Source organism: Pseudoalteromonas sp. bablab_jr011 (genome assembly GCF_016464045.1).
Classification (GTDB): domain Bacteria; phylum Pseudomonadota; class Gammaproteobacteria; order Enterobacterales; family Alteromonadaceae; genus Pseudoalteromonas; species Pseudoalteromonas lipolytica.
Genome location: NZ_JACDWU010000106.1, coordinates 1 through 246 on the forward strand (window position 1 = coordinate 1; position 246 = coordinate 246).

1 protein-coding gene is annotated in these 246 nt (G+C 45.9%); it reads right to left on the bottom strand.

All coding sequences use genetic code 11. The annotated features are described in order from the left end of the window. Positions 1-246: transposase (locus JIG41_RS04480; RefSeq protein WP_199524312.1), on the bottom strand; the 246-nt coding region annotated here is incomplete at both ends.

Genomic DNA, 246 nt, shown 5'->3' on the forward strand with positions numbered 1-246 from the left:
TGGGTTTAACTCTGGTGAATAAGGAGGGAGCTTTATTAGCGTGAGGTTGTTAAATTCTGCGGCTGTATCGTATGTGTGCCAGCCTGCGCCATCTATTATCACGATAGCATGTCTGCCAACTGGTGTAGCTTGTGATATCTGGCTCAGGTGCTGCGTCATTGCTTCTTTATTGACGAATGGGCTTACTAGCGCTTCTGTTTGGCCTGTGGAAGGACATACCGCACCAAATAAATATCCATAGTCAAA